General features: G+C 62.4%; 18 protein-coding genes. 2 read left to right on the top strand and 16 right to left on the bottom strand.

The annotated features are described in order from the left end of the window. The first annotated feature begins 18 nt into the window (after positions 1 to 18). On the top strand, positions 19 to 792 hold the full coding sequence (cobF, locus tag BLW40_RS13535) for a precorrin-6A synthase (deacetylating) (RefSeq protein WP_074769465.1): 774 nt from the start codon (positions 19 to 21) through the stop codon (positions 790 to 792). An 82-nt stretch (positions 793 to 874) separates the two neighbouring features. Here the strand turns inward: cobF and BLW40_RS18080 are convergent, their stop codons facing one another. The 4 genes from BLW40_RS18080 to BLW40_RS13515 form a co-directional block, all read right to left on the bottom strand. Further along, a complete protein-coding gene (locus BLW40_RS18080) occupies positions 875 to 3535 on the bottom strand; it encodes an ATP-binding protein (RefSeq protein WP_074769463.1) in 2661 nt (886 codons plus the stop codon). 5 nt (positions 3536 to 3540) lie between these two features. Further along, on the bottom strand, positions 3541 to 4638 hold the full coding sequence (locus tag BLW40_RS13525) for an ABC transporter substrate-binding protein (protein ID WP_139305599.1): 1098 nt from the start codon (positions 4636 to 4638) through the stop codon (positions 3541 to 3543). 120 nt (positions 4639 to 4758) lie between these two features. Continuing rightward, positions 4759 to 5124 carry a response regulator gene (locus BLW40_RS13520; protein ID WP_074769459.1) on the bottom strand — a complete coding sequence of 122 codons (366 nt, stop codon included), beginning with the start codon at positions 5122 to 5124 and terminating at the stop codon, positions 4759 to 4761. Between the two features lie 148 nt (positions 5125 to 5272). Further along, on the bottom strand, positions 5273 to 5905 hold the full coding sequence (locus BLW40_RS13515) for a LuxR C-terminal-related transcriptional regulator (RefSeq protein WP_074769457.1): 633 nt from the start codon (positions 5903 to 5905) through the stop codon (positions 5273 to 5275). A 498-nt stretch (positions 5906 to 6403) separates the two neighbouring features. Between BLW40_RS13515 and BLW40_RS13510 the strand changes: the two genes are divergently transcribed. Further along, complete coding sequence (locus BLW40_RS13510) at positions 6404 to 8089, top strand: sensor domain-containing protein (RefSeq protein ID WP_074769455.1); 1686 nt, start codon at positions 6404 to 6406, stop codon at positions 8087 to 8089. Positions 8090 to 8144: 55 nt separating this feature from the next. On the opposite strand, the gene adhE is transcribed toward BLW40_RS13510, so the two are convergent. The 12 genes from adhE to BLW40_RS13450 form a co-directional block, all read right to left on the bottom strand. Next, a complete protein-coding gene (gene adhE, locus BLW40_RS13505; RefSeq protein WP_139305598.1) occupies positions 8145 to 10793 on the bottom strand; it encodes a bifunctional acetaldehyde-CoA/alcohol dehydrogenase in 2649 nt (882 codons plus the stop codon). Between the two features lie 280 nt (positions 10794 to 11073). Further along, positions 11074 to 12351 carry a Y-family DNA polymerase gene (locus tag BLW40_RS13500; protein ID WP_074769451.1) on the bottom strand — a complete coding sequence of 426 codons (1278 nt, stop codon included), beginning with the start codon at positions 12349 to 12351 and terminating at the stop codon, positions 11074 to 11076. Between the two features lie 6 nt (positions 12352 to 12357). Beyond that, a complete protein-coding gene (locus BLW40_RS13495) occupies positions 12358 to 12828 on the bottom strand; it encodes a LexA family protein (protein ID WP_074769449.1) in 471 nt (156 codons plus the stop codon). A 106-nt stretch (positions 12829 to 12934) separates the two neighbouring features. Next, positions 12935 to 13120 carry a hypothetical protein gene (locus BLW40_RS13490; RefSeq protein ID WP_139305597.1) on the bottom strand — a complete coding sequence of 62 codons (186 nt, stop codon included), beginning with the start codon at positions 13118 to 13120 and terminating at the stop codon, positions 12935 to 12937. 111 nt (positions 13121 to 13231) lie between these two features. Continuing rightward, the gene (locus BLW40_RS13485; RefSeq protein ID WP_083386780.1) at positions 13232 to 14572 is read right to left on the bottom strand and encodes a nitrogenase component 1; all 1341 of its coding nucleotides are present in this window, start codon (positions 14570 to 14572) and stop codon (positions 13232 to 13234) included. Between the two features lie 13 nt (positions 14573 to 14585). After that, positions 14586 to 15641, bottom strand: a complete 1056-nt coding sequence (locus tag BLW40_RS13480; protein ID WP_074769443.1) for an ABC transporter substrate-binding protein — start codon at positions 15639 to 15641, stop codon at positions 14586 to 14588. Beyond that, positions 15623 to 16453, bottom strand: coding sequence for an ABC transporter ATP-binding protein (locus tag BLW40_RS13475; protein WP_074769441.1), 831 nt, complete (start codon positions 16451 to 16453; stop codon positions 15623 to 15625). The genes BLW40_RS13480 and BLW40_RS13475 overlap by 19 nt, the downstream gene beginning before the upstream one ends. Then, the gene (locus BLW40_RS13470; protein ID WP_074769439.1) at positions 16453 to 17490 is read right to left on the bottom strand and encodes a FecCD family ABC transporter permease; all 1038 of its coding nucleotides are present in this window, start codon (positions 17488 to 17490) and stop codon (positions 16453 to 16455) included. Before BLW40_RS13470 ends, BLW40_RS13475 begins: the two co-directional genes overlap by 1 nt. Continuing rightward, on the bottom strand, positions 17484 to 19760 hold the full coding sequence (locus BLW40_RS13465; protein ID WP_083386795.1) for a TonB-dependent receptor: 2277 nt from the start codon (positions 19758 to 19760) through the stop codon (positions 17484 to 17486). The genes BLW40_RS13470 and BLW40_RS13465 overlap by 7 nt, the downstream gene beginning before the upstream one ends. A 225-nt stretch (positions 19761 to 19985) precedes the next feature. Further along, positions 19986 to 20795, bottom strand: a complete 810-nt coding sequence (gene phnE / locus BLW40_RS13460; RefSeq protein WP_074769437.1) for a phosphonate ABC transporter, permease protein PhnE — start codon at positions 20793 to 20795, stop codon at positions 19986 to 19988. Positions 20796 to 20823: 28 nt separating this feature from the next. Beyond that, the gene (locus BLW40_RS13455) at positions 20824 to 21318 is read right to left on the bottom strand and encodes a NifB/NifX family molybdenum-iron cluster-binding protein (protein WP_074769435.1); all 495 of its coding nucleotides are present in this window, start codon (positions 21316 to 21318) and stop codon (positions 20824 to 20826) included. 21 nt (positions 21319 to 21339) lie between these two features. Next, complete coding sequence (locus BLW40_RS13450) at positions 21340 to 22188, bottom strand: hypothetical protein (protein ID WP_074769433.1); 849 nt, start codon at positions 22186 to 22188, stop codon at positions 21340 to 21342. Positions 22189 to 22268: the final 80 nt, after the last annotated feature.

Genomic DNA, 22268 nt, shown 5'->3' with positions numbered 1-22268 from the left:
ATTGCGGAAAGGAAAACCATGAAGACGATTCTTTTGATCGGGATCGGCCCGGGCGATCCCGACGCGCTGACCCTGGCCGCGATCAAGGCAATCGGTCGTGCCGACGTGTTCTTCTTCCTGGAAAAAGAGGGAGAGGGCAAAGACTCGCTGATCCGCTTTCGCCAGCAGATTCTGCAAACCCATCGCGGCGACCAGTCCTATCGCACCGCCACCGTGGCCCTTCCCGAGCGCGACCGGGAAACGGCGGGCTATGTCGGCGCGGTCGAAGACTGGCACCGCCGCCGTACCGCACTCATCGCGACGTTGATCGACACCGAGATGGCCGAGGGCGAAACCGCCGGGATGCTGATCTGGGGCGACCCCTCGCTGTATGACGGCGCGATCCAGCATCTGCGCGATCTGATCGAGAGCGGCCGCGCCGATCTCAGCTTCGAGGTTATTCCCGGCATCACCTCGATCCAGATGCTGGCCGCCCGTCACAAGATTCCGCTGAACCGAATTGGCGAGAGCATCACCATCACCACCGGCCGCCAGATCGAACAGGCCGACCCCGCCTCGATCACCAACGCGGTGGTGATGCTGGATTCGCGCGCCGCCTTCCGTCGGCTTGAAGGGGCGGGCGACGTCGATATCTATTGGGGCGGCGATGTCGGTGGCCCGGACGAAATCCTGATCGCCGGTCCGCTCGACGCGGTCGCCGACCGGATCGAGCGGGCCATCGCCCTTCAGCGCGCCCGCAAAGGCTGGATCATGGACAATTACCTGCTGCGCCGCCGCCCGCAGCCGTCCTGAGCAAAGCGGCGCAGCTTATCCGCCTCGTATCCGCCGATCTTGGCGAGGTTGACATCACGCTTGGCCTCGGTCCGGGAGTCGTTCAGAGCTTAAGAAGGCTCTGCACGATGCGATGGAGTTCGTCGAGATCGACCGGTTTGTTGAGGACGGCCCCGGCAAGGGTCGCCTCGCGCTCGCTCATCTGGCTGCTATAGCCGCTGCAAATGATACAGCGGAGGTCGGGCCGCAGCGCCTTGGCCTGACGGATCAGGTCCGTCCCTTTCAGCGTGGGCATGGTCTGATCGGTGATCAGCAGATCCCATTGCCCCGGTTCCTCGACGATCGCAGCCAGCGCCTGTTGCGGATCGTTGGTCGACACCACGTCATGCCCGACGCGCGACAGAGCCATTTCCAACATGTGACAGAAATCGGGATCGTCATCGACGATCAGGATCGTTGCCTTGTCCGGGTTGGGAGCGGACGACGGCGCGGCTCTGTCGGCGACAAGGTCGGCCAGATCGGCTTCCGGCAAGATCACTTCGAACCGGGTGCCCTGTCCCTGCCGTGAATGGACGACGACGCCCCCGCCATGCTCGCAGATGATGCTGTGAACCACCGCCAGTCCCAGCCCGGTCCCGCGCCCGGTTTCCTTGGTCGTGAAAAACGGGTCGAACAGATGGCCCAGGATGTCGGGAGGAATGCCGGTGCCTTCGTCGCTGACCCGGATCAGCACGGTCGCGGTCTCGGGCAGGGTTCCGGTGACGATCCAGGATTCCCCCGGCTCTCCGCCCCAGAATTCAACCGCCCCGGAACTCGGGCCAGCAGCCGGTGCCGACAACCGGGCGAGTTCGGGTCTGGTCCGGTCGAGCGCCGCCACCTCGATCGTGATCGCTCCGGCCTCGCCGAGCATGGCGTCGTTGGCGTTGATGCAGAGATTGATCAGAACCTGGGACAATTGCCCTTTATCGGCGCGGACCGCCACCGGATGCGGAGGAAAGCGCAAGATCAACTGGGTGCTCGAGGGCAGGATCGCCCGCAGCAGGTCGCAGGTTTCGCCAATCGCGTCTTCCAGCGGCACCGCCACCGGTTCGAACACTCCGCGCCGCGAGAAGGTCAGGATCTGCTGGATCAGCGATTTCCCCCGATTCCCCGCCGTGACAATCCGGTTGGCAAAGTGGCGCAATTGCGATCCGGGCGGGGTATCTTGGACCAGGAACTGGGCAAAACCGAGCATCGCCCCGAGCAGATTGTTAAAATCGTGGGCGATCCCCCCGGCCAGATGCCCCAGCGCCTCCATCTTGCTGGCCTGGGCCGCCCGCTGCTCGGTACGCCTGCGGTCAGATTCCAGCCGGATTTTTTCGGTGATGTCGGTCCAGACGTGGATATATCCCCCATCGGGCAGACTGCTCATCCGGCACAAAAAATGGAGAATCCGCCCATTGTCGGGCCGGACCCACTCCAATTCCCCTTCGCTGTTGCCGACGCGATCAACCTGATCGAACAGATCGAGAATAGCGGTGGAGAACGCCTCACCCTGGAAATCGCGCCAGTTTCGGCCGAGCAGGCCTTCCAGGGTGACGCCAGGAATCCCCAGCGATCGGAGCGCGGTCCGGTTGGTGTGGACCAGGCGACGCTCGCGGTCGGACACCGAGATCAAGTCGCGGGCGAGGTCAATCGCGGCAAGAATCCGGGCGTTGGTCTCGACCTCGCGCTTCAGGTTGCTTTCGCGCTCGCGGACGGCCGCCCCCAAATCCTTTAGCTTTACCGAGATGCGGTTGATTTCCCGCACCCGGGTGCGCGGCGGCATGTGGTCGTAGACGCCAGCGGCAATCGCCTCGGCATGTTCGGCCAGAGCGTTGAACCCCACACCAAAGCGGCGGGACAGAAAAATTGCGGATAACGCTGAAAACAAAAACGAAGAGATCAGACCATAAACGAGACTTATATATATGTAATCAATAACTTCTCTAAATGAAGAAACTGTCTGGGCAATCACTACTATCCATTTACTATCCGGCATATCGACTTCGTATCCGACCAGACAATGATGGCCGAAATGGAATTCCTTGGCACTATCTTTCGAATTATCCCCATGATGGAGAAAATCTATATTAACCGTATTGATCGGGGTATCTTGAATGGTATGGGCGATCAGCCCTCCCCGCTCGTCGATCACCATCGGCAAGATATCGTCCGCCGCGGACAGCCGCCGCAGAAAGTCGGTCAGGCGGGATAGGCTGAGCTCGGCAACCAGAACCCGTTCATCGACCGGAATCGCCAGCGCGACAGTCATCTCGCCATTGGTCAGCGACAGGTAGGTCTCCGACCATTCTTCCTGGCCGCTGGCCCGGACCCGCTTGACCAGCGCCCCGGTATTGGCCTCGATATCGAGGTAATCGGCGCGGAACGGCCGACGGGCCGGGGGCAGACCGATTTCAGAGACCAGATTGTCCGGGCCAACCAGATACACCAGATCAAGCGAATCGACCGTCTGAACCAGCACATCGAGCAGCGGAGTCGCGTGCCCCTCGGCCTGACCGACGATCTGATTGCGGACCAGGGCCAGAGAATCGCGATTGAGGCGTAAATATTGGGCGGTTTGATCCCGCACCGAAATCGCGATCGAGCGAAGATGGTCACCGTTATCCCGCTCGATCGCCGGATACACCACGAAGCGGAACACCAAAGCAATAACAAGGATCGGCACAACGGAAAACGACACAAGCTGAAAGAACAGAAGGGTCTTGAGCCTGATGTCACGCATCGGTGTTATCGTCCCACAACGGTCAGCTTCCCGCCCGAAACCTCGGAGATGAAGGGGGGCCGGGCCGAATCGCCAAAGCGGTCGATCTGGACGGGGTTTTGCATACCGGGGAACGTCCCGATCCGCAGGATCGCCTCCTTGATCGATTCGTCGTCCTGGCGCAGCTTCAGTGCCGTGAAAATAGTTTGGGCGGCTTCATAGGCTCGGATGCCGATCAGCCCAGGATCGCTTTTATACTTTGATCTGTATTTTTGAACGAACGTCAAATAGGCCGGATCATCACTTTCAGAATTGATGTTCTGCGACAACAAAACCCCTTCGGTTGCGCGCCCCCCGGCCTCGATGAATTTGTCGCTCCCCGCCCATTCCGACGTCGCGATCACAACGTCAGGATCGAAATTGCGGATATGCTGGCACAAAATCGCCGCATCCAGATTGCCGGCGATCAAAACGATCGCATCGCTCTTCGCCATCACCGCCTGTTTGGCCAGATCGTGAAAGTGCGCCCGCCCCCCTGACTCGTAAACGATTTCACGATCGACCGACCGCTTCAACTGACCGAAACGCGCGGTGAAATCATCGGACCAGTCCTTGGTGAATTCGTCGTTCGACCCGTCGCGAATGATCACGACACGATGGATATCCCGTCGTTCCGCCAGAAAAGTGGCCATCGAGACCGCATTCAGAGATGTATCCGACACCATCCGGATGACGTTATCGTCCAGGCCGGTCAGCCGCCGCGTCTTCGCCCCCGGGGAGATCAGCAGCAGGTTGCGTGCCGCCGCAGCGGGGGCGATCGCAACCACCATATTGCTGATCACCGGTCCGATCACGACCTCGATCGACGCGGCGGCAAAGTCGTCGAGATATTTGACGGCAAGCGCCGGATTCATCGTGTCGTCGCGGACGACGATATGAATCGGTCGGCCGTTCAGTCCGCCAGCCAGATTCTGCTCTTCGATGGCGATCATCGCCCCATTCAGACTGGAAACGCCCAAATCAGCGTTGCGTCCGGACATTTCGCCCAGGAAGCCGATCCGAATCGGTTCTGGCTCGTCGCAGGCGGCAAGGCCGCAGACCAGCAGCAAGACACCGAACCTCAATCGCCCTGCGTCACTCCACCGCACGAATCTGCCTCTCCTGATCCGCCCCAAGGCCACAGACCTATGCTTAAATATATATCTGGATTGATGCAACACTATCCGCTTTATCCAGGAAAATCCTTATGACTGCACCATCATCAACGCTTGATTGAGCTCATCGACGGTAAACGGCTTCACCAAGACAGCATTCGCTCCCAGCCTGGTCATCGCCCCAACATAGGGACGGACCGCCCCGGCGATCCCTCCGGTCATGCCGATGATCGGCGTTGCGTTGCCGCTGCCACGGATCGCGACGATGGTTTCGACCCCGTCGCGCAACGGCATGAATAGATCGGTAATGACGATGTCAAAGCTCTCCTCGCCCAGTTTCGACAGACATTTCTGTCCGTTATCGACCCCAATGACAGAATGGCCGCCCCGGATCAGCATTGTCTCGACCAGTTCACGGTAGAGAGGATCGTCATCAACAACGAGAACTCTCGCCATATCGCGCTCCGCATAAGATGAAATCGGCGCAAAACACGCGCCACTATCCTCGAATGCTACGCATTTTAAGGAAAATCGGGGCAATGCAGAGGTCAATCCAGCGACGCATGAGTCTATCGACCATCGCATAGAGGAGAGTCCCCACCCTTCACCCCTGGCGGGAGACCAGTCCGCATTCCAGCGCCATCACCGCCGCCTGCGAGCGGTTCTTGACCCCCAGCTTGTTGAAGATCCGAGTCGCATGCAGCTTGACCGTGACCTCCTGGATGTTGAGTTCGCGGGCGATTTCCTTGTTCGACGCCCCCGTCACCAGCATCCGCAGCACATCAATCTCGCGCGCCGACAGATCGCGGGCATTGGCGGGCACCGCAACGGGAGCCGTCCGACTGGCGGCGAACTCGGCCGGAACATAGGTGCCGCCCAACATGATGATGTTGAGGGCGGCAGCGAACATCGCCGCATCCAGTGTCTTCGGCAGAAAGCCCTTGGCCCCAGCGGCGACGCAGGACCAGACGTCATCCGGGCTCGCCATTCCTGAGAAAATCACCACCGGTGCCGCCCCTGCCACGCCGACCGCTTCGGCCACGCCGCCGCTCGGGTCCATCCCCGGCATCGACAGGTCGAGCAGAATCAGATGAAACGGGCCACTCTCTCTGAGGCAATGAATGGCATCAGGCAAAGACCTCGCCTCGGCGACCTCGCACACAGGAAAAATCCGCTCTAAATGGGTGCGGGCAGCATCCAAAAAAAGGGGATGATCATCAGCGATTAGAACCCGCATCCGACTTTACCCGTTCTATAAAGAAGGGCTTTCATCATCACTCATTTTCCTTCTTTTGTTCAAGACCTATTCAAAAGTCGTACCGGCACCTTATCCACATGCCGAATCGGGCTCGACCTCTGCCCCACCCACCGCACGCGACTGAATTGCTAGCATCTCTTTCGACGCTCCCCGATTGGACTGGAGCCATCGCAACGGCCGCTTCGCCTGGGGGCATTGAGAAATCTGCACATACCGAAGCGAGACCAGAAAAAATTTACATAAAATTAATTTAAATTCTTAAAAAATCGCTGCCCACAAGAATATATCCAAGGCTTATATTGACTCTCTTATTGGTAGGAGATATTTGCTCCTGAATTATTTTGAGTGGGCTCACTAGCAAGAATACTGGAGCCATTCTCAAATACAGTCAATTCACTTTGTGCCTCGCCATTCTCTGATGAGGGAAAGAGGCTGGGCCGACGGCTAATCGTTGGCAACGACCGACGAGGGGGACGCTTGGCTATTCGTGACGACATCATCAGCGCGTGCGATCTGGCCGTTGACATGGCTTCGGACGCGATCCTGCTGCTCGACGAAGATTGGTCGCTGGTGCGGGCCAATCCCGCTGCGACTTGCCTGCTCGGGCTGGGGAGCGATTATCACGGCCGTCCCCTCAACGATTTCGTCACCGACGCCAGCGAACGGGTCGATCCGACCCGCAACATTCGCTTCAGCCGCTCAAGCGGCGAGCCCCTGATCGTCAAATTCCCGGCCGAACGCCGCAATGGAGCGACTTTTCCCGTCCTGCTGCGCGCCTTGCCGCAGATTTCGGCGGAACGGCTGGTCGCCTTTGCCACCCGCGACCCCATCACCGGCCTGCTCAATCGCGACGCGATCGAAGACCATGTGCACAGCCTGATCGAGTCAAGCGGCCTCGCCCAGTTCGGCGTCCTGGTGATCCAGGTCGATCGCTTCGGCCTGTTCGCCGAGGCCAGCGGCCGCTCCTACGCCGATCTGCTGCTGCGGGCGTTCGCCCAGTGCCTCAAGCGGATCGCGACGCCCGACTGCACCGTCGGCTATCTCTCCGCCGCGACCTTCGCCGTGGTGATCGCCGAACCGGACCAGCCCGACGCGCTGGACCGCTACGCCAACCGGCTGCATCAGGTGCTCAAGGCTCCGCTGGTGATCGAGCATCACGATTTCCTGGTCGGCGCGTCGATCGGCACCGCCTCGTGGCCCGCCGATTGCGCCGACGCCGAGGGCATTCTCAACGCCGCCGAATTGGCCGCCAACGTCGCCCGCCGCGACGGCGGTGCCCGGACCCAGCGCTTCAAGCTGTCGATTCTCGAAGACGTCCGCACCCGGGTCGAGCTGGAGGCCGATCTGCGGCTGGCGATCGAGCGCAACGAGTTCCTGCTCTATTTCCAGCCCAAGGTGGAATGGCCGTCGGGGCGACTGGTCGGGTTCGAGGCCCTGCTGCGATGGCGCCATCCGGTCAAAGGCATGATCTCTCCCGATCTGTTCATCCCGCTGGCCGAAGCAAACGGGATGATTGTCCCGCTCGGGCGCTGGGTGATGCGGGAAGCCTGCTCCACCGTCGCCGCCTGGCTCCGCCAGGGGCTGTCGCCGGTTCCCGTCTCGGTCAACGTCTCGCCGGTTCAGTTGGTCGAAGACGATATCGACGAACTGCTCCGCCCGCTGGCCGACTTCGCCGTGCCGCTCGACCTGATCGAGATCGAACTGACCGAAAGCGCGATGATGGATGTCATCCAGCAAAATCGGGGGCTGATTGCCGCGCTAAAGGCTTCCAATCTGCGGATCGCGATTGATGATTTTGGCACGGGGCATTCGTCGCTGGGGAGTCTGCGACGGCTGCCGATCGACATTTTCAAGATTGATCGTTCGTTCGTCCAGGACACCGGTCACAGCAACGAAGCCCGCGAAATCGTCACCATGATCGTGGCGATGGCCCGGGCACTGGCGCTCGACGTCGTCGTCGAAGGCGTCGAAACCCAGGAACAGGCCGACTTCCTGCTCGCCCAGGGGGCCGAGATCATGCAGGGATATCTGTTCTCGCCTCCGGCCGGACTTGAAACCGCGACCGGCTGGCTGCAACGGCACCAGAACGACGATATCTTCGCCGCTCCGCTGCCGACCCGAGGGCCGAGTCTGGCCGGGTCTCGGCCAAACTCGGCGTCCTGAGCCGACCCGTCCACCGGGACGCGAGGTTTTATCCCCCACGCCCCGGCAGGTGTCTTCAGTCCTCGACCGTCTTCGTCGCGTCGTCCTCGCCATAAGCGGGGACATGTTCCTCGACGAAGGGACGACCATAATAGCTGTCGAGCAGGATCGCCTTCAATTCCGCCACCAGCGGGAAGCGCGGATTGGCCCCGGTGCATTGGTCGTCGAACGCTTCGACGGCCAGGGTGTCGAGCTTGGCCAGGAAGTCGGCCTCGGCCACACCGGCGGCCTGGATCGACGGCGGAATGCCCAGCTCGTGCTTCAGCCCATCCAGCCACTGCAACAAATGCTCGATCCGGGCGGCGGTGTTGACGCCGTCGAGACCGAGGGCAATCGCGATCTCGCCATAGCGATGGCGCGATTTCGGCCGGTCATATTGCGAGAACGCCGCCTGCTTGGTCGGATTGTCATTGGCGTTGAAGCGGATGACGTTGCAGATCAGCAGGGCATTGGCCAGACCGTGCGGCAGATGGAAGGCGGCCCCCAGCTTGTGGGCCATCGAATGGCACACCCCCAGGAAGGCATTGGCGAAGGCGATCCCGGCGATGGTGGCACCGTTATGGACGCGTTCGCGCGCGACCGGATCCTTGGCCCCGTTGACATAAGCCGACGGCAGGCTTTCCTTCAGCAGCTTCAGGGCCTGGAGCGCCTGCCCGTCGGTGTATTCGCTGGCCATGATCGAGACATAGGCTTCCAGCGCGTGCACCACCGCGTCGATGCCGCCGAACGCGGTCAGCGACTTGGGCAGGTTCATCACGAAATTGGCATCGACGATGGCCATGCTGGGGGTCAGCTCGTAATCGGCGATCGGGTATTTGATCCCGGTCGCATCGTCGGTGACGACGGCGAACGGCGTCACTTCCGATCCGGTGCCCGAGGTGGTGGGAATCGCCACCAGTTCGGCCTTGATCCCCAGTTTGGGGAATTTGTAGATGCGCTTGCGGATATCCATGAAGCGGAGCGCGAGGTCGGCGAAATTGACCTCGGGATGCTCGTACAGCACCCAGATCAGCTTGGCCGCATCCATCGGTGAACCGCCACCCAGGGCGACGATCACGTCGGGCTGGAACGCCTGAGCAATCTCGACGCCCTTGTTGATGATCGACAGGGTCGGATCGGCTTCGACCTGGAAGAAGGTTTCGACCTCCATCCCGTGGCGCTTCAGCAGCGAGATGGTATCGTCAACGTAGCCATTGCTGAAGAGATAGCGGTCGGTGATGATCAACGCCCGCTTCTTGCCCGCCAGATCCTTCAGCGCTTCGGTGATCGCGCCGCGACGGAAATAGATCGACTTGGGCAGTTTGTGCCACAGCATGTTTTCGGCTCGCTTGGCGACGGTTTTCTTGTTGATCAGATGCTTGGGACCGACATTTTCCGAGATCGAATTGCCGCCCCACGATCCGCAACCCAGCGTCAGCGACGGCGCCAGACTGAAATTATACAGATCGCCAATCCCGCCATGCGACGAGGGGGTGTTGATCAGGATGCGGGCGGTCTTCATGTGCTTGCCGAAATCGGCGACCCGCTGCGGCTGGAGATCCTGGTCGGTATACAGCACCGAGGTATGGCCGATGCCACCCAGCGCCACCAGTTCCACCGCCGCGGCGACCGCCTGAGCGTAATCGGCCCGGCGATACATCGCCAGCGTCGGCGACAGCTTTTCGTGGGCGAAAGGCTCTGCGGCAATGGTGTCCTTGACCTCGCCGATCAGAATCTTGGTGTCGCGCGGCACCGAGATGCCCGCCAGTTCGGCGATGCGGCTGGCCGGCTGGCCGACGATGTTGACGTTGACGTTGCCATCGACCAGCAACACCTTGCGCACCGCGTCCAATTCGACGGGATTGAGGATATAGCCGCCATGGCTGGCGAAGCGCTGGCGCACCGCCTCGTACACCGAATCGACGACGATGACCGATTGCTCCGAGGCGCAGACGACGCCGTTATCGAAGGTCTTCGACATCAGGATCGAGGCGACCGCCCGCTTGATGTCGGCGGTCTCGTCGATCACCACCGGGGTGTTGCCCGCACCGACGCCGATCGCCGGTTTGCCCGAGGAATAGGCCGCCCGCACCATGCCGGGACCGCCGGTGGCCAGGATCAGGTTGACGTCGGGGTGATGCATCAGCCCGTTCGACAGTTCCAGCGACGGCGTGTCGATCCAGCCGATGATGTCGGCGGGCGCACCGGCGGCGACGGCGGCATCCAGCACCAGCTTGGCGGCAGCGCAGGTCGAGCGCGCCGCACGCGGATGCGGGCTGAAGATGATGCCGTTGCGGGTCTTCAGGCAGATCAGCGCCTTGAAGATCGCGGTCGAGGTCGGATTGGTGGTCGGCACGATGCCGCAAATCAATCCCACCGGCTCGGCGATGGTGATGGTGCCCGCTTCGTCGTTAACCTCGACAATGCCGCAGGTCTTATCGTCCTTGTAGGCGTTGTAGATGTATTCCGAGGCGAAGTGGTTCTTGATCACCTTATCTTCGACGACGCCCATCCCGGTTTCTTCGGCGGCGAGGCGCGCCAGAGGGATGCGGGCGTCGGCAGCGGCCAGGGCGGCGCTACGGAAAATAAGGTCCACCTGTTCCTGCGAATAGGTGGAATAGGCCAATTGTGCGGCTTTGACGCGCGCGACCAATTGGTCGAGGTCGGACAGGGCGGAAAAGGTCACCGTCAACCCCCATTGTGGTTGCTAAAAAGATCAGATATGAAACCGGAGATTCAGTCCGGCATTAGAATCTGAATGGGTAATTGCTCATAGAAGGGACTGGGTATCCAGCCCTGAATGTCTTTCGGGTGCATTCTTATGAGAACTGTAACCGTTTACAGCAGGTTGGCACATTTTTATTACCGTGAATTTACATTCTGCGCACAACTAGTGGCTATTCTTGCGGGTAGGGTAAAAACCACCCCCGGCCACATCCGGCGGCGATAGCGGCCTCGGACAGACCTCACGCCTTGGCGACCGGCAGATCGCTCCAGGCGGTGGTGTAATTGGGCGAGCGGTTGCCACAGCGCATCTGCCACGGCGCATCTTTGGGGATCAGGCCGTATCCGACCGCGCCCTTGCCCAGCCGACCGTTGAGACCATCGACCGCTGCCATCAATGCCCGCGACCGCGCCCCCGTCTCCGGCGCGGGCGAGAACAGATCGCGGGGGATGTTGGCGGGATTGACCAGATCAATCAGAATCACCCCGGCCTTCTTGTAGGCATAGCCGTCTCGCCACGCCGACCGCAGTCCGGAGACGGCCGCCGCGATCAGGCGCGGCGTCGCATCCGTCGGCGGCGCCAGCCGAACCATCGCGTTCAGCGAGACTTGGGGCTGGTCGCGGCGAAAGCGGTCGGTATAGGCGAACACCTGGAGAGCCCCGGCCACCAGCCCATCGGCGCGGATTTTCTCGGCCGCCCGGCTGGCGAAGGTCAGCACGGCATCGTGAACATGCTCGTACCCGGTCACCGATTCGGCGAACGAGCGCGAGCAGCAGGTGGTTTGCTTGTCCGACGGTTCGGTGTCGAGGGTATGGACCGGAATCCCGCGCAATTCCATCACGGTACGCAGGCCGACCGCTCCCATCGTCTTGCGGACCCAGCCGTCTTCGGCCCGGGTCAGGTCATAGGCGGTGAGGATGCCATGGATTCCGCAATGCCCGGCATAATTCCGCCCGATGCCCCAGACGTCGCGGACCGGCGTCCGCTTCAGCGCGGGCTCGACCCAGCCCGGATGGCTGGCCAGATCGAGCACTCCGTTGGCGCGCGGCGAGGTCTTGGCCAGCCGGTTGGCCAGCTTGGCCAGCGTCTTGGTGCCGCCGAGCCCGACCGACACCGGAATCCCGGTCCAGCGTTTCACCGTCGCCCGGATATGCTGGCACCATTCGGTCAGGTCGGGCACCGACAGTCCGTCGAGATCAAGAAAGCATTCGTCGATCGAATAGACCTCGGCACCGGGAGCGAAGGTCGCCAGCACCGACATCACCCGCTCGGACATGTCGCCATACAGGGCGTAATTCGACGATTGCAGGATCAGGCCATGCTGCTCGACCAAATGACGGAGCTTGAAGGCCGGTTCGCCCATCGGCACGCCGATCGCCTTGGACTCGGCCGAGCGGGCCACCGCGCAGCCGTCATTGTTGGACAGCACGGCAACCGGCTTGCCCTCAAGGGCGGGATTGAACACCCGCTCGCACGACACATAGAAATTGTTGCAATCGACCAGGGCGTAGACCGCCATGGCAGATCACCGCCGCGTCATCGCCGACACGGCGAAGGTGACGATTCCCCAAATCTGCACGCCATCCTCCTCGTTGACGGGAAAGCTGGGATAATCGGGGTTGGCGGACGCAAGTTCCCAACCGTCGTCGGTCTTGTGCAAGGTCTTGACCGTCAGCCCGCCCTCCAGCGTCGCGACGACGATGTCGCCGTCCTGCGGCTGGACCGAGCGATCGACCACCAGCAGATCGCCGCTCTGAATCCCGGCCCCGGTCATGCTGTCGCCGTCGGCCCGACAGAAGAAGGTCGCCGCCGGTCGCTTCACCATCAGCTCGTGCAGGTCGAGCTTACCCTCCAGGTGATCGTCGGCCGGAGAGGGGAATCCCGCCGGGACCAGGGCGGAATAGATCGGCGCCGCGCCATCGCCGGAAACGAAAGCGCGGGAAGAAGCCCGGCAGGTGCCGGGCGGTAACGGAGTGCTGCGGTCATACGAGAACATGAGGAGAACAATAGCCCAAATCGGGCTGCTTCGGCAACAGGACAGGACCGAGGGTCGCGGCGACGCAGCGGCCCGCGCGCCCCGTGGGTCCGACCTCGCCCGATCCTTACTCGATCCCGTCGCGCAGAACCTTATAGCTAAAAAAGACATCGCCGATCACGGCCCCGAGGTGAATCAAGGTCAACAGCCACTCACCTTCGGCGAAGGCAACGAGGAGTTCGGCGGAAGAGCCGGGGATCTGGGAGATAAGGACGAAGCAGAGGAGGATCCTCAATATCCAGTTCGACACCATGTCCGGCTCCATTTAACTTTCGACTGGAAGACTGTGTCCCACAGGACCATCACCGTCCTCGTTCTCCCGATGACCATATCCTGTGCAGGTGCATCGGGGAAAGGGGCCTCATCACCCCGCTTTCGCTTCGGTTCCGATCCGATCCGCTTTTTGCTCACGGTCCGTCCTCTCCCAGGGCGGGCGATCGGTGGACCCTGCCGCCAGGGGATGAGTGATCGCCGCCTCGATCGCGGCGGCAAGCCGCAGAGTCCCGTCATAGCCGGTCAGGGCCAAGCGGCGCTCGTGATTGACCTCGACCCAGGCGGCCCCGGCCCGGATCGCCTTCAGCCGATGAATGCCGCCGGACAACACGACATCAATGCCGCCAAGGCCCAGCCGGTCGAAATCAAGTCCCGCCGTCAGCCGATCCGCCCCGGCCAGACCGGCGGCGCGACGGCATTCGTCCGTCGAGCTTTTGGTCACGCTGGTACCGACAACGTCGAGACCGATCTGTTGCAGCGCCGCCACCAGCGACCAGGATTTGACCCCGCCAGTCCCCAACAGGGCGCGCTTTCCCCGCAATCGCTGCCGGATCGGGGCAAGGCTGGACTCGATCCGCGCCTCCTCGCGCCGGATCAGCGCCTCGGTTCGCGCCGACAGGTCGGAGGGAGCGCCTCGCTCGACCAGAAGAGCGGCGATCCCTCGAAGAGTCGCCGAAATGTTGGCGCTGCCGTAAAAGCTGCCGTGAATGAACGGAATGCCATAGCGATCGCGCATCGCTTCGGCCAGACCGTCGAACGCCCGAGAGCAAAACGTGATCGCCGCCCGTGCCCGATGGGAACCGGCAATCGCCGCATAGCGCCCGTCGCCGGGAATCGAGGCCAGGACGCGAAGACCCAACTCGGCGAGCAGGGCGCGGATGTGGCCCAGTTCCCCCGCCACATTGTATTCGCCGATCAAAATGATGTCGGTATCGGTCAGACGCTCTGGCTCGCGGGTGCCGATGACGTGATCAAGCAGCACATCGCCCGCCGCCCGCGTTCCATGGTCCTTGCCGCCGTTCAGGCCGGACAGATCGACCGGAACGACCGGTCGCCCCACCCGGCCCGCCGCCGCTCGGCAGATCGCGGCCAGATCGTCGCCGATCATCGCGGGCACACAGGTCTGATAGACGAACACGGCGGCGGGATCGTGCCGATCCACCGCGCTGTCGATGGCACCCGCCAATTTCCGCTCGCCCCCCAGAGCGATATCCATCTCGGTCAGGCTGGTGGTGAAATTGGTCCGGTGCAGACGAGACCCGGACGAGGCGGTCGGCCGCGAATCCCAACTGTGGCCCAGACAGATCATCGGCCCGTGAATCAGATGGACGGCATCGACGATCGGTTGCAGCGACATCTTCGCCCCGCAGAAGGCGCACCCGCCGCCCCGGCGCACGGGGATGTCAGTCCGATCCGAGCACCGCGTCGCCATCCCTCGCCTCCCCCTAATTGTTCATCGGATTAAAGCGACTGCCGTCGGGCGATTGTCCATTCAACAGCCGGATCGCCTCGTCATCGCTCAGCACGATTCGGTAGAAACGGGCGTAATACGCCCGCACCTCCGCCGCCATGTCGAAATCGGCGAACAGATCGGGATAGAGCAGCTTGGCCAGAAATTGCAGCAGCAGGATCTGCTCCGGTCCGCCATCCCAATAGAACGCACCTTCCGGCGTCGAATGAACCCGACCGGCGCGGACAGCGGCGATGTCTTTCCAGCGCGGATCGTCCCGCACCAGCTCCAACGGATATTGACGGCCGACGATAACGATGTCGGGATTCCAGAGAACGATGTCTTCCATCGACGTATCGCCCTTGCCGGCGATGTTGGATTGGTTGACCACCATCCGGGCTCCGGCGATCTCCCCGACCCAGGTGACATATCCCCCCTTCCCCTGGGTGTTCAGCGACGTTGGCCCCCGGACGTAATAGAGTTTGGGCCGCTGCTCGGGCAAAACGGCGGCGACGCGGTCGCGGACAAAGCGGACGCGCTCATCGACATAAGCGCACCATGCCCGGGCGCGCGGCTCCGCCTCGCCGCCAAGCACCTGTCCGAACAGACTGACCATCGCCTTGGCCTCGGCGATGAACGCCTCCGCCGTTTGGGGACGGCGGCCGACGGGTTGGGACACCAGCGCGGGCAAGCCGATTTCGGCCAGGGCCGGAAGCGTCGCGCCGTAACTGACGTTGACGAACGCGATATCCGCTCCGGTGGCAAGAATGGATTCCCGTCCCGGCGTTCCCTGGAAACTGGGAATCTCGCCGACGCGGGGGTTGGTCCGCGTCATCCACGGTGCCGCGGTGCGGACCATGGTGACAACGCGGTCTTCGGCCCCCAGCATCAACATCCGGGGATAGCACAGCACCTCAAGACAGGCGACCCGACGCACAGTGTCGGGAATTTCGACGCGACGTCCGGCCAGATCGGTCACGGTGCGCGCCGCCAGTTCGCCCGCCCCCGGCAGGGCCGCGAGCAGACAGACGATCAGACTGAACCAGCGCATGACGAGGCGGGCTCCTTTCCCATCGGCAGACAAACCCGTCCTTCCCCCCCGCCGGGGCGGGGCACGCACAGCACCTGCGAGCGGACATGGTAGGTCTCGCGGAGATAGCGTTCGGTAATCACCACTTCGGGAGCCCCGACGGCAAAGGCTCCGTCGCGGCCGATCGTCGCCACCCGCGCCCCATAGCCGAGGGCATGGTTGGGGTCGTGGCTGGTCATCACCACCCCAAGACCGTCGCGCTCGGCCAAGTCCCGGACAAGATCGAGCACTCCGATCTGATTGCCGTAATCGAGATTCGAGGTCGGTTCGTCCATCACCAGAACCCGCGCCCCCTGGACCAGAGCCCGGGCGATCAGGGTCAATTGGCGCTCGCCGCCGCTGATCTCGGTATAGGGCCGTCCGGCCAGATGAGCGATCGACAGCGAGGCGAGCGCTTGGTCCACCACCGCCATGTCGGCACAAGACGGCGAGCCAAACACCCCCAGCCGCGCGGCACGGCCCATCGCCACCACATCGCGGACCACGAACGGAAACGGGGCGGAATGCGCCTGCGGCACATAGCCGACCGCCTGGGCAAACCGCCGCGCGCTCCATCCCGCGCAATCCTCGCCCCCGACCCGCAGCGTCCCGGCGCGCAACGGCAACAGCCGCAGCAGGGTCTTGAACAGAGTGGTCTTGCCAACCCCGTTGGGACCGAGCAGACAGAGGATCTCGCCCGCCCCCACCGTAAACGAGACGTCTTCGAGCACGGTCCGCGTCCCATAGCCGCAGGCGACGCCGACGAGTTCGAGCAAAGGGGGAGCGGATGCCATTACGCCCACCCCTTTTCGGTCTTGAGCAGCAGAAAGAAAAAGAACGGCGCCCCGATCAGCGCGGTCAGGATGCCCAGCGGAATTTCTCCCGCCACCAGCCCGCGCGCCAGATCATCGACGACCAGCAAAAAGGTCGCGCCGACAAGGGTGCAGGTCGGCAGCAGAACCCGAAAATTTGGCCCGACCAGCATCCGCGTCACATGCGGCACCACCAGCCCGACCAGCCCGACCACCCCGCTGATCGCCACCGCTGCGGCGGTCATCAGGGTCGCGCAGACCACCACGGCCAGCCGGGTGCGACCGACATCAATCCCCAGCGAGCGGGCTTCCTCGTCGCCGAACGACATCACGTTGAGCCGCCAACGCAACAGCATCAGCACGACCAGCGCGGCCAGAATCGGCAGGGCGGCAACCTTCAAATCCTGAAGTCCGATCGAGGCCAGGCTCCCCATCAGCCAGAAGGTGATCGCGGGCAAGGTATTGGTCGGATCGGCAACGAATTTGACGAGGGAGACGAAGGCGTGAAACACCGTCCCGACGACAATCCCCCCCAGCACCAGCACCAGCACCGAATCCCCCCGCCCCCGTCGCCACGACGCGATCAGGTAGGTGGCCCCGACCGCGAGCAGCCCACCGGCAAACGCCGCGCCCTGGATCCCGACCGGCCCGAGATGAAACAGAATGGCCAGCGCCGCCCCGAAACTGGCCCCGGCCGACACCCCCAGGATATCGGGAGACACCAGCGGATTTTTGAAGATGCCCTGATAGGCCGCGCCCGAAGCGGCCAGCGCCGCACCGACCAGCATCGCCGCCAGCAACCGGGGCAGACGGATGTGCAGCAGGACGGTTTCGACCTCGGGCGGCCAGGACGGCAACAGGGGGAACAGCCGACCGGCCAGCACCGGAAGCAAAACCGCCGGATCGACCGGATAGCGCCCGATCAGCAGGGAGAGGAGGAAGGCCGCCAGCAGCGCGAGGCTTGCCAGGGCGATCTTCCCCCCATCCGCGCGAAAAGCCGACAGGACAAGGCTCACCATGTCGCCTTGACCGACAGCGACAGCAGACGGGGCTGGCCCAGCAGCAGCCCTTCGCCATCGCGGTAATAGGCCCAATACGCGGTATCGAACAGATTGGTGACGCCAAGATTGGCGACAACCGGATGTCCCTCGATGTCGGGGGTAAAGCGCATGCCCAGATCGACCGTCGCCACCTCGTGAATGAATTTGGTATTGGCGGTGTCGATCGGACGGCGTCCGTAATAATTGGCTCCGCCGGTCAGGGTCAGGTCGGGCACGAAGGGGAGCGCGTATTCCAGATAGGCCCGCCCCTGCCAATCGGGGACATTGATCGGGCTCTTGCCCTCGGACAGCGGGTTCGACGCGGCGTTGACGATCCGGGCGTCAAGCCACGTAAAGCCGCCGATGAAGGTCAGGCTGTCGGTAATCTTGCCGGTGGCGGTGAACTCGATCCCCTGATGGACCTGCAATCCATCCTGCTTGTAAATCGAATCGGTCGGATCGGTATATTGGTTGGTCTTCTCGATCCGGAACAAAGCGGTGGCCAGATCCATTCGGCCAAGCTCGTTCTTTACGCCGACTTCATATTGTTTGCTGACCATCGCCGCCAGGGTCTGACCGGCATTGCCGACCGCCCGAGTCGTCCCGTTATAGGTGTAGGTCGATCCGGCGGTACCGCCGACTTCGAGCGATTCGTTGTAGGAGGCATAGGTCGTGACCGATGGGATCGGCTTGACCATCACCGCCAGACTGGGGGTGTCGGCACTTTGGGTCGAGCGGGAATTGACGGTCTGCGTGGCCGAGACGGTGCCGCTGGTGCCCCAGCCCATGGTCTGGGAACTGACCCGGGCATGGGTGATCCCGGCCAGAACGGAAACGTATTCGTTGAACTTGATCACGTCGCCGAGCAGATAATTATCCATCCGCGACGGGTTGTACTGCGTCTTGCCTCCCGCCGAGAGATTGGGATCGCCGAACACCGAGGTCGAATCGAGCGTGGAGGTGCCCAGCAGCAGCCCGTTGGAGGTCACCCCCGGTCCCCGCCGCACGTCGAGGCCGCGGATGAAATAATATTTGGTGCCGTTATAGCCTGCGGTCAGATCGTGCTGGATGCCCAGCGTATCGACCTTGGCGTCCAGCATCGCGTAAGCGGAATTGGTCACCTCGTACTGGCGGGCCGAGCGGGTATAATATTGCTGATAGGTGGTTTCGCTGGTCAGGACGTCGGAAACGGTCGCGTAATCGCGCCACATGAAGCCATGGCGATAGCCGATCCGGGTCGAGAAGGTATCGTTGAGCTTGGAATCAACACCGACCCCGGCCAGGGTTTTTTCGGCTTTGTTATAGGTCCAGCCCTGCCCGTATTGCTTGGTCGGATCGAATTTCGACGCGTCGGGAACCCCCATCGTCGCGATATTCGACGGATTGATGTAGGTCTGGAGCCCGGTCGCCCGATATTTCTGGTGCCAGATATCGGCCCACACCTTGGTATCCGGGGCGAGGCGATAATCCAGCGCCAACGAGAACAGCGAGCGCTGCTGACTGCTGTTCTCGATATAGGTCTCGCCATCCTCGTGATAGGCGTTGAGGCGATAGCCCAGCCGATTGCCGGTCGAAGCGACCCGCCCGCCCAGATCGGCATGGCCGAACGCAATCGCGCCGCCATACACCCCGGACGACAGACTGGCCAACGGCGTGTCGGTCGGCTTTTTCGAAACGTAATTGACGGTTCCCCCCTGGGCCCCGAAGCCGGTCAGAAACCCGCTGAACCCGTTCAGGACTTCGATCCGCTCGACATTTTCCAGCGGGACGAAGGAAAAGCTGCGATCGACCAGACCGTCGCGGAATTCGTTTTGATCGGCGGCGTTGAAGCCGCGCACCATCATCCGGCTCATCGTGCTGTAGCCGCCGGGCGACATCAGCATCGTGGCGGTAGGATTGGTCTTCAACGCATCGGCCACGGTATGGGCGTTGCTGTTTTCGATCAGCTCGCCCGACGTGACGTTGAGCGAGTACGGCGTATCGCGCAACGCCCTCTTGCCCAGCGGACCAACCTGTCCGGTCTGATGGCGATAACCGCTTTCGGCCGTGCCTTCTTTTTCCGTGTCGGCCGTGTCGGTGACGACGACTTCCGCCACACCGCTCTCGATCCCGGTCGGGGACGAATCGCCCGGGTCGTTGGTTTGCGCCAGCACCGGATCGACGATGGAGGCCGCCAGGACAAGGGCGATCGCGGTCGAGGCAACGGCGCGGGAACGAAGCGAGGTCGGGATGGAAGAGGAAAGAGGCATGCCGGTCTCCATCTCCTTGCGTACAGAAAAGCAAGGGGATCGCAGAAGAAACCGGCTCAGGCCGTGGTCCGATGCAAAAGAGTGGTCATCCCACCCAAACTTGCATCATTAACTTTCACCAAGAGTGAAACAAATTATCCAAACAACGTCAACATATACCTATGGACATGGCGAGTGTCTCCCCAGAAATCTCTCCAATTGATTGTTAACTCTTTCCCTATACATCTAGAGACGACCAATGTAGCGACGGCGGATTTGTGCACTTAAGGCATTGATCGCCGTGACCAGAACCAGCAGCACGATAATCAGCGCCGCCGCCTCCTGATATTCGAACAGGTGAAAGGCGGTAACGATCTCCAGTCCCAGACCGCCCGCCCCGACCACGCCCAGTGTGGTGGCGGCGCGGACATTGTGCTCCCAGCGATAGATCGTCACATCCATCAGACGCGGCAGCACCTGGGGCCAGACGCTGAAACGGAAGACCCCTAGCGGCGAAACCCCATGCGAGCGCAACGCATCGCCGGGGGCACGATCGACATGCTCGAAAATCTCGGAATAGAACTTCCCCAACATTCCGGTCGAATGGCAGGCCAGGGCAAAAATGCCGGGCAACGGCCCGAACCCGACGGCGGCGACGAACACCACCCCCCAGATCAAACCGGGGATCGAGCGCATCCCGTTCAGCAGCAGCCGCACCGGTTCGCCCGCCCAGGCTGGCGCGACAGTGCGCGCCGCCACCGCCCCCAGCGGCAGCGCGGCCAGACCGCCCAGAACGGTTCCGGCAATGCTCATCGCCAGGGTCTCGGCCAGCGGCTTGCCCCATTTGCTCCAGCGCGAGAAATCGGGCGGGGTGGCATCCCCGGCCAGGGTCAGAATCGTCGAGAGTGCACCGCGATAGCGGGCGGGATCGAACAACCCGGCATAAAGACAGGCGGCCAGGATCACCGTCATCCCGGCCAGCGTGGAAACCAGGGCATGGCGCAGGCTGCGGCGGCTGTCGCTCAGGATCGCGGACAAAGCGGCGGAGTCGGACATCAGGCTCTCTCTCCTTCGCAGCTTGGGATCATTCGGCCTGGGCGGCCCAGCCAGCGACGACGCGGCGGCGTCCGTCGCCGTCACGGATCAGGCGGCGCACCCACAAAGGCGGCGTGCCGGTCAACATCCGCTGGACATGGACGATGACGTCGTCGATGGCATGGGGCTTCTCGATCTTGACCGGAAAGACCGACAGGGCCTGAAGCCGCATCGCCGCCAGATCGCTGAGGCCGCAGGTGAACAGGACGGAACTCCCGTCGGCCGCCTCGACCCGGTCAGCCAGCGGATCGTTGCCGGGTTCGACATCTTCGATATCGTCCATCCAACAGCCGCCGCCCGGCTTGGCCCCCTGGCCGCCGCCCGGACCCTTTTTGCCGGACTTGGAAAAGTGGACGACGTCGGCGAACTCCGACCAAGTCGCGCCGACGTGATAAAACACCATCTGCTTGGCCGAGATGAAATTGGCGTCGCACTGGATCAGGCTGTTGGTGGTGATCGCAAGTCTCAGGTGATCGCGCTCCATGGCGGCGCTCCTCCAAAAGGGTCAGGTCATCGGCAGCCCTTGCGCCATCACCTCGCGGGTGAAGCGCAGCCGGAAGCAAGCGGGCAGGGTCAGTCCGTCGGGGAGGCGGGCCTGCCAGCGCGGGAGTTGGTCAAGCGCCAGTTTGCCAGCGCTCAGCGCCTCGACCGGGACGATGTGCAGCTGGTTATTGACGACGACGTACAGATCAATCGGATAGCGCAGCGGATCGGTATAAATCTCGCCGAGATCGAATCGAACCTGATCGCCGCCGACACTGAATCGGGGGTTATCGCACTCGAAACGAAAATGCCGGTTAAGGCAGAATTCGTCGCGGAACTGGAACAGCACCCGATCCTCGTCGTAATACCAGCGGATTTCGTCCGAGATGTCCGACCAATAGCGACAGAGCATCGCCGTTACATAGGTCTCGCTGTGCGGCTGTTCGTCCATCCTCAGGCGATAGGCGACGAACGAGTCGAGCAGATCGGCCCCGATCTTGGTGATCCGGATCGACAAAGCGGTCTGCTCGATGGTTGCGGTCGCCTTGATCAGGCCGTTGCGGGCCTCGACCCGCCCGGTTTCGTGACTGACGGCGGCCCGAAAGATGCGAAGCGCCCGATACGCCTCGGCGGTCAGCTTGCACAGCGCCGAGGTCCGGTCGAGACGCTGATACTTGCGCCACGCCGCCATCGGATCGGGATCGTCGAGCGGATCGCCCAACGCCGCATCCAACGCGCCAAACGCGTCGGACAAGGTCGCGCATGTCCGGATCGCTTCGGCCCGCTCGGCCTCGGCATCCTCGGCGATGGCCAGACTCTTCTTCTTCGAATACAGCTCGATCTGGCGATATTCCGGCAGCAGAACGGTCACGGCAACGGCATCTCCGGCAAACGGGGAAAACACGACGAGACGGGACGCCGGTCGGGCAGAGAGGGACCCAACCGACCGAC

The organism is Magnetospirillum fulvum, assembly GCF_900108475.1.
GTDB lineage: Bacteria > Pseudomonadota > Alphaproteobacteria > Rhodospirillales > Magnetospirillaceae > Phaeospirillum > Phaeospirillum fulvum_A.
This window is presented reverse-complemented; position numbering and strand designations above follow the sequence as displayed.